At 63.6% G+C, this 13531-nt stretch carries 11 protein-coding genes; 6 read left to right on the forward strand and 5 right to left on the reverse strand.

The genetic code is table 11. The annotated features are described in order from the left end of the window. Positions 1-29: 29 nt before the first annotated feature. Positions 30-743 carry a CPBP family intramembrane glutamic endopeptidase, BDIM_20840 family gene (locus tag BMX36_RS08340; protein ID WP_093064443.1) on the forward strand — a complete coding sequence of 238 codons (714 nt, stop codon included), beginning with the start codon at positions 30-32 and terminating at the stop codon, positions 741-743. Between the two features lie 1045 nt (positions 744-1788). Here the strand turns inward: BMX36_RS08340 and rpiA are convergent. Next, a complete protein-coding gene (rpiA, locus tag BMX36_RS08345; protein WP_093064445.1) occupies positions 1789-2472 on the reverse strand; it encodes a ribose-5-phosphate isomerase RpiA in 684 nt (227 codons plus the stop codon). 43 nt (positions 2473-2515) lie between these two features. Then, positions 2516-3409: a crotonase/enoyl-CoA hydratase family protein gene (locus tag BMX36_RS08350; RefSeq protein WP_093064447.1), complete on the reverse strand. Its 894-nt coding sequence runs from the start codon at positions 3407-3409 to the stop codon at positions 2516-2518. Positions 3410-3676: 267 nt separating this feature from the next. Between BMX36_RS08350 and BMX36_RS08355 the strand changes: the two genes are divergently transcribed. The 3 genes from BMX36_RS08355 (at position 3677) to BMX36_RS08365 (ending at position 6061) form a co-directional block, all read left to right on the forward strand. Continuing rightward, positions 3677-4111 carry a MaoC family dehydratase gene (locus tag BMX36_RS08355; RefSeq protein ID WP_066776932.1) on the forward strand — a complete coding sequence of 145 codons (435 nt, stop codon included), beginning with the start codon at positions 3677-3679 and terminating at the stop codon, positions 4109-4111. An 85-nt stretch (positions 4112-4196) separates the two neighbouring features. Beyond that, complete coding sequence (locus BMX36_RS08360) at positions 4197-5375, forward strand: acetyl-CoA C-acyltransferase (RefSeq protein ID WP_093064449.1); 1179 nt, start codon at positions 4197-4199, stop codon at positions 5373-5375. Between the two features lie 209 nt (positions 5376-5584). After that, positions 5585-6061 carry a pyridoxamine 5'-phosphate oxidase family protein gene (locus tag BMX36_RS08365; RefSeq protein WP_066776938.1) on the forward strand — a complete coding sequence of 159 codons (477 nt, stop codon included), beginning with the start codon at positions 5585-5587 and terminating at the stop codon, positions 6059-6061. Positions 6062-6520: 459 nt separating this feature from the next. Here the strand turns inward: BMX36_RS08365 and BMX36_RS08370 are convergent, their stop codons facing one another. Continuing rightward, positions 6521-7738, reverse strand: a complete 1218-nt coding sequence (locus tag BMX36_RS08370) for a polyhydroxyalkanoate depolymerase (protein WP_093064451.1) — start codon at positions 7736-7738, stop codon at positions 6521-6523. A 131-nt stretch (positions 7739-7869) separates the two neighbouring features. Here BMX36_RS08370 and BMX36_RS08375 point away from each other — a divergent pair, with 131 nt between their 5' ends. Both BMX36_RS08375 and BMX36_RS08380 read left to right on the forward strand, forming a co-directional pair. Beyond that, on the forward strand, positions 7870-9648 hold the full coding sequence (locus BMX36_RS08375; protein WP_093064452.1) for an ABC transporter transmembrane domain-containing protein: 1779 nt from the start codon (positions 7870-7872) through the stop codon (positions 9646-9648). 12 nt (positions 9649-9660) lie between these two features. Beyond that, positions 9661-10821 (forward strand): saccharopine dehydrogenase family protein, encoded by a 1161-nt coding sequence (locus BMX36_RS08380; protein WP_093064454.1) that lies wholly within the window; start codon positions 9661-9663, stop codon positions 10819-10821. 153 nt (positions 10822-10974) lie between these two features. On the opposite strand, the gene BMX36_RS08385 is transcribed toward BMX36_RS08380, so the two are convergent. Together BMX36_RS08385 and BMX36_RS08390 are read right to left on the reverse strand one after the other, a co-directional pair. Next, positions 10975-11286, reverse strand: coding sequence for a hypothetical protein (locus BMX36_RS08385; protein ID WP_093064456.1), 312 nt, complete (start codon positions 11284-11286; stop codon positions 10975-10977). Between the two features lies 1 nt (position 11287). Next, positions 11288-13519, reverse strand: a complete 2232-nt coding sequence (locus BMX36_RS08390; RefSeq protein WP_093064458.1) for a ribonuclease R family protein — start codon at positions 13517-13519, stop codon at positions 11288-11290. Positions 13520-13531 lie beyond the last annotated feature (12 nt).

A 13531-nucleotide genomic window follows, 5' to 3' on the forward strand; every position in this document is an offset into this window, starting at 1 on the left:
TGTCAGCGGCAGCTTGGGAGAGGCATTTCGTGGATCCGGTCATCAGCATCGCCAGCATCATCGCCATGCTGTTCGCCGCGGCCGGGCTGATCGTCACCTTGCAACCGGGAAGCGTGCACTGGCGCTGGCTGGCCATTGCGGCTGGCCTGATCCTGCTCAACGATCTGCTTCTGACCAACGCCTATGGCCTAGTCCCGGATGTGTTGCCGGGTCGCTGGAACTGGCAGGGAAAGGCGCTGGCGCTTCTCGCCACCCTGGCGATCGCCGCATTGCCCGGACTCGGCTGGCGGAAGGCAGGAATTACGCTGCACCAGGTGTCTGGCAGCCTACGCGCCGCCGTCCCCGTGGCGCTCACTTATTGCGCCTTCTTCCTCGCCATTGCACCCCTCTTCCCCGACGATCCACCCAATGGCGAGACAATCGCTTTTCAGCTGACCATGCCGGGCCTGGAAGAAGAGCTTTTCTATCGCGGCCTGCTCCTGCTCGCGCTCGACCGCGCCTTTACGGCGCGCAAGCGGCTGATGGGCGTCGACTGGGGCTGGGGCGCAATTGTCTCCTGCACGCTGTTCGGCCTCACCCACGCCTTTGGCTATGCCAACGGCAGCTTCAGTTTCGATCCGATCTACATGACCCTCACCGCCGTGCCGTCACTGATCGCCGTGTGGCTGCGCCTGCGGACGGGAAGCGTGCTGATCCCGGTGCTGCTGCACAACTTCGGGAATGCGATCGGCCTGATGGCTTAGATCGCAGAAGGCGCCTTTTTGCTAAGTTCGCGATTGTGGAAACGTCAGAAAAAGCTACCGCGGCAGCGATGCAATCGGATTTTCGATGATTAGGGCCGCCGAGGACGGGTGCGCGGAGCATGCTCTAGTTGGATGCGCGACGTACATTGCCATTTCCACTCTAGCGTTCGGCGGCTTGATACAGCCAATTACGGTTTCTTTCTTCGCCGCGAGATTATCTGCGCCGTATTGGCCGTTAATAGTGCTTGCGTGCTTGTCGATGGGTTTGGCGGCACTTTTCCTACCGTCCAGACTCTCGATACTGCGCATTCCTGGTTTTTTGACGGTTTCCCTGTTTGGTTCCCTTTTCCTTGTCGGGATCTATGTTGATCATCGTAGGAACCAATCTTTCATAGCCTTTCACGCCGATCACTCTTTTCAAAGGACGTTTCTCCAGTCTGTGCGCGATGCTTCATCCGGACTTCAACTCTCGATACACGGCGGCGCAATGAAGAATTGCGTTCCATTTGGGTACAGCTATCGAAGGATGAATTTTTATCGTCTCCCTCCTAATGTAGCAGTCAATGTTCTTCCGCGCGATTGGCTTGCGAGGTGCCGTATCGTCAGGAGATGACGTCTTCTTTGTCTATCTTGAATTTGAGTTACCCGCCTCAGCCGATGATTGAACGTAAACTACTCTGGCTCGATTTATTTGTTGATGCCTGGTCCGGCCTGAAGATCATTTATAAGCACGCACGATCGGACCTGGCTCTTAAGCACTCGCTGTTCTGACCTGATATGCTTTGGCGTTTCTGCCGCGATGCCAAGATCCGTCTTTGAGGTGTTAAGTGAGACCCTCATGAATCTAGCGCTATTATCGATACTGCCGGGGTCGGGAGTGGGTTGGTCGGTCCTGTCGATCTACGTCCAATGTTCGTAGACCTCCCACTCACCTTTGTTTTGGAGGCGGTTTGGTTCTTTTGGCGGGCGCGAAAGAAGGCATGTTAATGGCGGTCCTGCGCTTTAGAGCATCCGCTCCCCGTCCACCTGAGCCATTGGTAGCCATTCAAGGTCCGACGATACGAACCGCCCGCTCCAACTTCGAAACACGGCCGTCGCTTGCAACGTAAGCGGCATCAACCTCATCAAGAAACAGCCCATGGCCAAGGACGCCGGGTATGGCGGCGATCGATACCGCCAGTCGCCGCGGATCGCTGAGATCGCGAAAGCGGCAATCCGCCACTAGGTTTTCATTGTCCGTCAGATAGTCCGGACGCACCGTTACCGCCGCGCCGAGCGCCTCCAGCTGCGCGACAACGAAGCCGCGCGCGAATGGCAGCACTTCCACCGGCACCTTTGCGGCACCGATCGCATCGACCCGTTTCGTTCCGTCTGCGATCACTACGAAGCGCCGTGCCGCCGCCGCAACCGCTTTCTCCCGCAGCATTGCGCCGCCGGCACCCTTGATTGCCCAGAGCCGCGCGTCGATCTCGTCCGCGCCGTCGATGGCGAGGTCTACCGACGTGCATGCCGCAAAGTCGATGACCGGAATGCCTGCCGCGCGCGCCGCTCTCGCGGTCGCCTCGCTGGTCGCGACTGCCCGGATATCAAGCCCGCCCGCAGTCCGCCGGGCCAGTGCCGCAATGGCAAAGGCCGCGGTGGAGCCGGTGCCCAGGCCGACGACCATGCCGTCGCTGACCTCCTGCACCGCCGCCTCCGCGGCCAGCCTCTTGTCATCATCCGTGCTCATGCTGCGTCATAACGCAGGCAGGCACGGATGGGCCAACGGCGTGTCAGCCGTACTTCTGCTCCGCCCACCACGGGAAAAAGTCCGGCATGTTGCTCGACACCTTGTCCGGATAGGCCGGCGTGCGCTTCTCGAGAAACGAGGTGACGCCTTCCTTCGCATCGCCCGAGCGGCCGCGCGACAGGATTGCACGGCTGTCGATCTTGTGCGCGTCCATCGGATGCTGGAAGCCAAGGCCGCGCCACAGCATCTGGCGCGTCAGCGCGACCGAGACCGGTGCCGTATTGTCCGCGATCTCGCGCGCCAGTGCGTTCGCGACGGCCAGCAGCTCGCCGCCCGGCACCACCTGCTTCACCAGCCCGCCGTTCAGCGCTTCCTGCGCGTCGAACACCCGGCCGGAATAGCACCATTCCAGCGCCTGGCTGATGCCAACGACGCGCGGCAGGAAGAAGCTGGACGCCGCCTCCGGTACGATGCCGCGGCGGGCGAAGACGAAGCCGAACCGTGCCGTGTCGCTGGCGATGCGAATGTCCATCGGCAGCTGCATGGTGGAACCGACACCGACGGCGGCGCCGTTCACCGCCGCGATCACCGGCTTCAGGCATTCGAAGATGCGCAGCGTCAGGCGACCACCACCGTCGCGCGCCTCTTCCATCTCATAGGTCAGGCCACCCTGCCCGCTGCCATGATCCGGACGATCGGAGCGCTTGTCATAGTCGAACGTCTTGGCCCCTGCCGACAGGTCGGCGCCGGCGCAAAACGCGCGGCCAGCCCCCGTCACGATCACGCAGCGCACGTCATCGTCCGCGTCAATCTTGTCGAACGCGTCGATCATCTCGGCCATCATCGTGCCGGTGAACGCGTTCAACTTGTCCGGTCGGTTCAGCGTGATCGTCGCGACACCGTCCTTCAGGTCATAGATGATCTGCTCGTACGCCAAGCTGCCTCTCCTTGTCGTGCCGCCCCTCCGGCAGCTCCGATGTGACCATAACATTATTTATGGTGGCGGAGGCAAGCGAGTCGCGCGCCTGGCAGTGCCGTAGCGGCATTTTCGAAGTTCGGGTTCGCTCCAGACGCTCTTGTCCCCCAGCGGTTTCCATTACGCGGTCAACAAGGGTTGCAGCGGCCGCGCCCTCGCGCCTACAGGTGCGCTGCACCCGCGAACGGGGTGCGGAAGCCAAGGGGAGTCTTCGTGACCGCAGACGAGATGAAGGCCGCGATCGGCAAGGAAAGCGTTTCCGAATGGGTCGAGGTAACCCAGGAGATGATCAACAAGTTCGCCGACGCGACGGGTGACCACCAGTTCATCCACATTGATCCGGAACGCGCCAAGCAGACGCCGTTCGGCACCACCATCGCCCATGGCTTCCTGACGCTGTCGCTGCTGCCGCTTCTGTCGGCGAAGAATCCGAACATGCCGCGTCTCGATGGCGTGAAGATGGGCGTGAACTATGGCGGCAACAAGGTTCGCTTTCTTGCGCCGGTCCCCTCGGGCTCGCGCGTGCGCGGCCGTTCCAAGCTTACCGAATTTGATGAAAAGCGCCCCGGCCAGTACCAGTTCACCACCGAAACCACGATCGAGATCGAAGGCAGCGAGAAACCGGCAATGATCGCCGAGTGGATCACGCAGGTCTTCACCTGATCCCTCTTACTCGCCGCCCTCCCCGGGAAGCGCCGCCCGCATCCACGGGCGGCCCGGCAACCAACCATACCCAAGGACAATAAACATGCGTTCCGCCGTCATCGTCTCCACCGCCCGCACCCCGATCGGCCGTGCCTATCGCGGCGCCTTCAACAACACGCTGTCCCCCACCCTCGCCAGCCATGCGCTCAAGGCCGCCGTGGAGCGCGCCGGGATTGACGGCGCCGAGGTCCAGGACGTGATCATGGGCTCCGCGCTTCAGCAGGGCGCACAGGCGACCAACATTGCGCGCACCTCGCTGCTCCGCGCCGGCCTCCCCGTGTCCGTCTCCGGCATGTCGCTTGATCGCCAGTGCGCCTCCGGCCTGATGGCGATCGCCACCGCCGCGAAGCAGATCATGGTCGACAACATGGACGTGGCGATCGGTGCCGGCGTCGACAGCATCAGCATCGTCCAGACGCCGCAGATGCGTGTGCAGCCCGACCCGGAGCTGGTCGCAATGCACAAGGACATCTACATGCCGATGCTGCAGACCGCCGAAGTGGTGGCCAAGCGCTACGGCATCAGCCGCGACGTGCAGGACGAATATGGCTTCCAGTCGCAGCAGCGCACCGCCGCCGCCCAGGCAGCCGGCAAGTTCGACGACGAAATCGTCGCCGTCACCGCCAGCATGGCGATCACCGACAAGGAGACAAAGGAAGTCTCCTACAAGGAAGTGACGCTGGCGAAGGACGAGGGCAATCGCCCGGACACGACTCTGGAGGGCCTGAAGTCGCTGAAGCCGGTGCTCGGCCCCGATCTGAACATCACGGCAGGCAATGCCTCGCAGCTCTCCGATGGCGCCTCGGCCAGCGTGCTGATGGACGAGAAGCTCGCGGAGAAGAAGGGCCTTACCCCGCTTGGCCGCTATGTCGGCATGGCGGTCGCTGGCACCGAGCCGGACGAGATGGGTATCGGCCCGGTCTTCGCCATCCCGAAGCTGCTCGAGCGCTTCAACCTCAAGATGGACGATATCGGCCTTTGGGAGCTGAACGAGGCGTTCGCGGTGCAGGTGCTGTATTGCCGTGACAAGCTGGGCATCCCCAACGAACTGCTGAATGTCAACGGCGGCGCGATCTCGATCGGCCATCCTTATGGCATGTCGGGCGCACGCATGACCGGCCACGCGCTGATCGAGGGCAAGCGTCGCGGCGCGAAATTTGTCGTCGTCACGATGTGCGTCGGCGGCGGCATGGGCGCAGCGGGCCTCTTCGAGGTTCTCTGACCGTCTGTTTTCCCGGCGCGGGTCTGCCGCCGGCCTGGCACATGAAGGAAAGCTCCGGTCGCGCAGGCGGCCGGGGCTTTTTTTTTCCGAGCTCCCCGTCGACGGTCGGACCTGCCTAAGTGGCCGATCATCAGGCGGTTGGCGCCATCAACGCAACCAACCACCGCCGCCCTCGTTCTCCAGCCAAATCCAAAGCAGGAGACGATGACATGGCCGATCACGACAGCCCGCAGGAAGTTGCTGAGACGTTCCTCCGCAAGCTGGAAGAAAGTCCGTTCGTGATGATCGGGCTGATGGACGGCGAACATTCAGAGCCGATGAACGTCAAACTTGACGAGACTCAGCCCAACACTCTGTTCATCTTCTCCGCTCACGACAATCGCATTGCCAAGGGCGGCAAGGCGATGGCGCAATTCGTCGGCAAGGGTCATGATTTCTTCGCCTGCCTTGCCGGTCAGGTGTCTCAGGAAACCGATCAGGCGACCTTTGATCGTCTCTGGGACAACCGCGTGGAGGCATGGTTCCCGAACGGCAAGGCGGATGCCCGGCTGAACCGCTTCGATGTCTCGTCCGCCGAACTGTGGGAGACGGATGTCGCGCTGAGCGGCCGGGTTAAGATGCTGTTCGGCGGCACCATCGACGCGTCCGAATCGTCCAGCCATGCCAAGGTGGGCTCGATCGGCTGATTATCTGGCCAGGGCTTCCGCTTGGCAGCAAGCGGAAGCCTTGCTCTCGAGAAAAGACCAGGCGTTTGCGTGATCAATTTCGTCACGCCGGACTTGTGCCAGCATCTCAGGTGCGGATCAGCGCAAGATGTTGAGTGATGGAACACCGAAGCCTGACATCAGGCGGCACTTCGCAAGAGCCTGATTGCACCCGCGCCACGGCGGTTTTGTGCAGGGTCCAAAGCTCCGCGACTTAACAGCTCGGCGTCAGCGGCAACGTACACGCCGAGACAAGCCGGAGAAATTGTTTTGGGCGTGCTGACGCGCCGCCGTCGAGAACTGGGCAAACTGATATGTCGACCTGCCTTCGGGGCGAGCTTTCTCGCCCAGGTGACGTCGCGCAACGCTCGGAAGCCGCAGAAATGCTCCGCCTATTCTCGTGTATGCGGCCTCAGCGGTCAGCCTCTCTTCGCTACTGCCTCAATCGTGCGCCGCGATCCACTCCTCGACTACGGGCGCGATCCGCTCGCGCCACTTGGATCCGTTGAAGATCCCGTAGTGGCCGACACCCTCGGCCATGTAGTAACGCTTCTTGTCCGCCGGCAGATTGCTCGCCAGCGTCAGCGCCGCCTTCGTCTGGCCCAGTCCGGAAATGTCGTCCCGCTCACCTTCTACGGCAAGAATGCCGATGTCGGTGATCGCCGCAGGATCGACCGGAACGCCGCGGTGGGTCATGGTGCCGCTCGGGAGCGCATGGGTCTGGAAGACCTTGTCGATCGTCTGCAGGTAATATTCCGCCGTCATGTCGCAGACGGATCGATATTCATCGTAGAAATCCTTGGTCGCGTCTGCGCTTTCGCCGTCGCCCCGCACCAGATGTTTGAACATCTCCCAATGGCTCATCATGTGATTGCCAAGGTTCATCGACATGAAGCCGGTGAGCTGCAGGAAGCCGGGGTACACCTGCCGTCCGGCGCCTGGGTACATGGCGGGAACCGTCGCGATCACATTCTGCTCAAACCAGGAATGCGGCCGCTCGGTCGCCAGTTGGTTGACCGCGGTCGGCGCCTCTCGCGTATCCACCGGCCCGCCCATCATCGTCAGCGTCCGTGGCCGGCATGGATGCTGCCTCGCGCTCATCAGGCAGGCAGCGGCATAGGACGGCACTGATGGCTGGCAGACCGCCAGCATGTGCGCGCCCGCGCCGATCGTCTCCAAAAATTCGATAAGATAATCAATATAGTCATCAAGATCGAAGCTACCCTCCGCCACCGGCACCAGCTTCGCATCGGCCCAATCGGTGATGTACACGTCGGCAAACGGCAGCATCCGCTCTACCGTGCCGCGCAACAGGGTCGCGAAGTGGCCCGACATTGGCGCCACGATGAGCAGCCGGGGCCCACCCTCAATCCCCTCGCGCACGAAGCGCTTCAATTGGCCGAAAGGCTTATGGAGCACCACTTCCTCACGCACCGGAATGGTTCGGCCGTCGACCTCGACATGATCGAGTCCAAAGCTCGGTTTTCCGCGCGGTGCCGCAGCATGAGCAAACACCTCAAGCGCCGACGCGATGATCTGCCCGCCACCGAAATAGGTGAACGGGTTTGCCGGATTCTGCAACATGCCTGCGCCAAAATTGGCCATTGCACTTGCCGTTGCGAGCAGTGAGCGTTGGAACTCATAGGCATCGTAGAGCATCGGGTATCCTGTAGCGCAGGAGGATGACGGCATCATATAAGTATTGTGCACCTGCACAACGAGGCGCGTTGGCGATTACTTCATGACGGTGGCGATTGAGCCACACTTCACCCGCTGCTAGGGCCGCCCGCATGGCCAGCAACGCGGCGGTAGAGCCGCCTTCAACGCGCCGGATCGGCAATCTCGCTCTCGTCTGGCGCCATGCAAAGCGATACCCAGCGCAGATCGCTGCCGCCTGGACGGCGCTTGCGATCACCTCAGCCGCAACGATCGCGATCCCCTACAGCTTCAAACGCGTGATTGATCGCGGTTTCGGGGCGAACACGGGCGAGGCGGTCGCCGGCGCGTTTCATTACATGCTGATGATCGTGGCCGTGCTCGCGATCGGCACGGCGGTGCGCTTCTACTTCGTGTCCTGGCTTGGCGAGCGGGTGGTGGCCGACATTCGCCGCAGCGTGCAGCGCCACCTCCTGAGCCTCAGCCCGCGCTTTTTCGAAGAGAACCGCCCCTCGGAGATCGCCAGCCGCATGACGGCGGACACAGCTCAGATCGAAATGGTGGTGGGCACCACCGTATCAGTGGCCCTGCGCAACGCCTTCACCGGCCTTGGTGGCCTTGTCTATCTGTTCGCCATCTCGCCGAAGCTTGCCGGCCTGTTGTGCCTCGGCATTCCGCTGATCATCCTGCCGATCATGCTGCTTGGCCGGCGGGTGCGCAATTACTCGCGCACCTCGCAGGATCGTGTCGCCGATGTCGGCGCCATGGTCACCGAGACACTGGGGGCGATGAAGATTGTTCAGGCGTTCGGGCAGGAGCGCCGCGAGGCGGAGCGGTTTGCCGGCGCGGTGGAGGCGACCATGAGCGCGGCCGAGCGTCGTATCCTGCTGCGCGCCATCATGACCGCGATCGTGATCGGCCTCGTCTTCGGTTCAATCACGCTGGTGTTGTGGGAAGGTGCGACGGACGTGGCTGCGGGGCGGCTTTCCGGCGGTTCGATCGCTGCCTTCGTGCTGACCGGCGGTATTGTTGCCGGGGCCTTTGGCGCGTTGACGGAAGTCTATGGCGAGCTGCTGCGCGGCGCCGGCGCTGCCAGCCGGTTGGCCGAACTGCTGTCGGAGAAGCCCGAGATCGCCGCACCCGCCCGCCCACGTACTCTGCCGGAGCCGGCGCGCGGTGCGGTGACGTTCGAGCATGTCGAATTCCGGTATCCGACGCGGCCCGATACCGCCGCGCTGCACGACTTCTCGCTTCAGATCGCCCCGGGAGAAACAGTGGCGCTGGTCGGGCCGTCGGGCGCGGGTAAGACGACCCTGTTCCAGCTGCTCCAGCGCTTTTACGATCCCGCCGAGGGGCGTCTTGCGATCGACGGCGTGGACCTGCGCGAGGCGGACCCGGCGGCCGTGCGCGCGCGAATCGCCATGGTGCCGCAAGAAACGGTGATCTTCGCCGCGTCGGCCCGCGACAATCTGCGTTACGGCCGATGGAAGGCCGATGACGATGCATTGTGGGCCGCCGCAGATGCAGCGAATGCCGCCAGCTTCCTTCGCGATCTGCCGGATGGCCTCGACACCTTCCTCGGCGAGGGCGGCGCGCGACTGTCAGGGGGCCAGCGTCAGCGGGTGGCGATCGCCCGCGCGCTGCTGCGTGATGCGCCGATCCTGCTGCTCGACGAGGCGACCAGCGCGCTTGATGCCGAAAGCGAGCGACTGGTGCAAGAAGCGCTCGAGCGCTTGATGGCCGATCGTACGACGCTGGTGATCGCGCATCGCCTGGCAACAGTACGCGCGGCTGACCGGATCGTGGTAATGGATGGCGGACGGATCGTCGAACAAGGCGATCACGCGGCGCTGATGGCACGCAGCGGGCTCTATGCCCGACTTGCCAGCCTTCAGTTCAGCGAAGCGGCATAGGAGACGGAAGTGATGGCGAGCGAGTTCGACGTGATCGTCTATGGCGCAACGGGCTACACCGGGCGCCTCGTGGCGGAGTATATCGCCCACGCCTATCCCACCGGCGTTCGCTGGGCGATGGCCGGCCGCTCGCTCAGCAAGCTGCAGGACGTGCGCGCCGAGATGGGGATCAGCGCCGACCTGCCGCTCATCACCGCCAACTCGAATGACCCCGCCTCACTGCGCGCCATGTGCGAGCGGACCACCGTGGTGATTTCCACCGTCGGCCCCTATCAGCTTTACGGCAGCGATCTGGTTGCCGCCTGTGCCGCCACCGGCACCGCTTATGTCGATCTATGTGGCGAGCCGGGCTGGATGCGCCGCTTGATCGATGCGCATCATGAGGAGGCAAAGCGCACCGGCGCGCGCATCGTCTTCTCCTGCGGATTCGACTCCATTCCCTTCGACCTCGGCGTACTGACACTGCAGGAGGCCGCGATCGCCCGGTTCGGCCAACCCGCGCCGCGAGTGAAGGGTCGCGTTCGCGTGATGAAGGGCGGCTTCTCCGGTGGCACCGCCGCCAGCCTCAAGGCGACGTTGGCCGCCGCGGCGAAGGATCCGTCGCTCGTCCCGCTGCTCGCCAGCCCGTTTGCGCTCACGCCAGGGCACAGCGGGCCTCATCAGCCGACCGGCATGATTCCGGAGTTCGACTCCACCATCAACTGCTGGGTCGCACCCTTTGTCATGGCGCCGATCAACACCAAGAACGTGCACCGAACCAATTTCCTGCTCGGCGGCCGCTACGGCGATGATTTCGTGTATGACGAGATGATGGTTGCCGGGCTGGGCGACATGGGCAAGGCAGCCGCGGAAGCCATCGCCAAGCTCAACCCGTTCGCCGGTGATAGCGGCCCCAAGCCAGGCGAGGGTCCCACCAAGGAAGAGCGCGAGAACGGTCATTACGACGTGCTCTTCATCGGCTTGATGCCGGACGGCACGCGCATCGATGCAGTGGTGACGGGGGATCGCGACCCCGGCTATGGCTCAACCAGCAAGATGCTCGCTGAAAGCGCGCTGTGTCTGGTGCAGGATGTTGCGGGTGATGGCGGCATCTGGACACCCGGTGCCCTGATGGGCCCCGCACTGCGCAGCCGGCTGGAGAAGAACGCCGGCCTCACCTTCACCGCCTGCTGAGTATCGGCGGTTCGATTAAGTGCGACGCGGACTCAGGTACAACTGCTCGGGGATCCTTGCCGGGCCAAGCTTATAGACTGCCGCTTTTCGCCTGTGACGCTATTTTGGCGAGGGAGGCGTTCCAAATGTCAGTGACGAGGCTCGCGACCCCGATCATCGTCCAATCGCGATCGCACCCGCCGCTGCAAAGCCGGCTACAGCGATCGCGCCCAGCACGCGTGCCAGCTCTTCCTTGCGGAAATTGATGAGCGCACGCTCGTCCAGCCAATAGCGCCCCTCACTCTCCGTCACAACGGCGCCGAACTTCACCATTCTCGCCAGCAGCCGGCGATCGCCACGCGCGGTCGGCATGTAGGTAGTCGCATTCGCAGGCTTGATGGCACCGGCCCGGCGAAGGCGCTCAACGATCCGGTTCTGCGAGCGCGTCGAATAGCGCTCCGCCGCGCGCATCACGATATTCGCCACCTTACTTCCTCCGCCCCTGATGCCTGATGTTGCCCGGCCGCCCGCGTCGCTTTAGCACCCGCGGCGCGCGTGCTTCGCGCTCGCCGCGCCGCGCCGGGCGCGCGCCCTTACCTTCCGGCAGTTCGAAGCGCAGCGCACCTGAGACCGGGTTTGAATCCGCCAGCCGGAGCTTCAAACGCTGGCCGAGCACATATTCGTCGCCACTGGTTTCGCCCACCAGACGCATGGCGGCCTCATCATAGCGGAAATACTCGCCGCCCAGGTCGCTCACCGGCATCAGGCCGTCGCCACCGACCCCCTCGACCGTGGCGAAGAAGCCGAAGTTTTGTACGCCGGTGATCCGCGCATCAACGATCTCGCCCACCCGCTCGGCGAGGAAGGCCGCGACATAGCGGTCGATCGTCTCGCGCTCGGCCTCCATCGCACGGCGTTCCAGCTTGCTGATCGTCTCGCCCAGCCGCTCGAAATCCTCATCGCCGTTCAGCCCGCCCGGACCGAGACCATAGGAACTGGTCAGCGCGCGATGGACCAGCAAGTCCGCATAGCGGCGGATGGGCGAGGTGAAATGGGCGTAGGAACCGAGCGACAGGCCGAAGTGGCCGTGATTGCCAGGGCCATAATAAGCCTGCGTCTGTGTACGCAGCACCTGCTCCATCACTTGGGGACGGAAATCCGCGTCGCCTACCCGCTCGAGAATGTTATTGAAGGTGGCGGGCTTGATCACCTGCCCCAGTGCGAAGGGAATATCGAAGGTCTCGAGATAATCCTTCAGCGCTGCCAGCTTCGCGCGTGTCGGCGGCTCGTGCACGCGGTACATCACCGGCGCCTTCTTGGCCTCCAGCGCCTTGGCCGCCGCGACATTGGCGGCGATCATATAATCTTCCACCAGCCGATGCGCGTCCAGCCGCTCGCGGGGCGCCACTGATAGCAGCCGCCCCTTTTCGTCCAGCGCGACCTGCCGCTCCGGCAGGTCGAGTCCCAGCGGCTCCCGCTTGTCGCGCGCCTGGGCCAGAGCGCTCCAGCAACCCCATAGATTATGCAGCGCCGCCATCAAATGCTCAGGCAACGCGGCAGTGTCGGCATCCCCGTCGATCGCAGCCTGCGCATCCTCATAAGCGATGTTACTCGCGATCCGCACCACCGCGCGCGTGAAGCGCCAGGATTTCAGCGCGCCATTTTTGGTGATCTGAAGGTGGCAAGCCATGGCCGCGCGATCCTCGTCCTCCTTCAAGGAGCAGACATCAGCGGACAGCACTTCAGGCAGCATCGGCACGACGCGATCCGGAAAATAGACCGAATTGCCACGGCGTCGTGCCTCACGATCAAGTGCGGAGCCTGCGCGCACGTAGAAGCTCACGTCCGCGATCGCGACCACCGCACGCCAGCCATCGGGATTGCCGGGATCATCATCCGGCGCGGCCCAGATCGCGTCATCATGGTCGCGCGCATCGGCGGGATCGATCGCCACAATCGGCAGGTGCGTCAGGTCCTCGCGTCCGTCCCCCAGCGGCTGACGCGCGACCCGCGCCGCCTCGTCCAGCGTCTCCTGATCGAACACATGCGAGATCTCGTGCCGATGTATCGCGATCAGCGAGAAGCTACGCGGGGCGAACGGATCGCCCAGTCGCTCCACCACCCGCGCCGTGATCCGCGGCGGGCGGCCCGCCCGTTCCGCCAGCACGAGATCGCCGGGCTGTGCCCCGCCAGCGTCTGAAACGGCATATTCACGCCGCTCCTTCTTTTCCACGCCTTGCAGCCACAGCCGATCGCCCTCGCCGCGCAGTACGCCGATCATCTGCTCCGCCGCTGGCGCCAGCGCCTTAATCGGATGAGCGATCCAGCCGCTGCCAGCTTCTTCCGTCCGCGCCAGCACCCGCGTGCCGACGCCGATCTCCCCGCGGCGGCGCTCCCGCACCCGTACCCGCGGCGGCGGCGTCTCGGCTTCCCACTTTTCCGGCGTGGCCCAGATGTTGCCGCCGTCATCCACGTCCACCACGCGAAGCACGGTAACCTTGGGCAGCCCGCCCATCTTGTGAAAGGCGCGGCCAGGGGCGCTGTCGATCAGGCCCTCGTCGCTCATGTCCTTCAACAAGGCCTTGAGGCCGATCTTCTCCTGCGCCGTCAACCCGAACGCGCGCGCGATCTCGCGCTTGCCGGCCGGGACATCGCTGGTCGCGATGAAGTCGAGGATCTGCTGGCGGCTCGGCAGCCCGGCCTTTGGTTTGCGCATCATCGACAGATAGGG

It is taken from the genome of Sphingomonas sp. OV641 (genome assembly GCF_900109205.1).
GTDB lineage: Bacteria > Pseudomonadota > Alphaproteobacteria > Sphingomonadales > Sphingomonadaceae > Sphingomonas.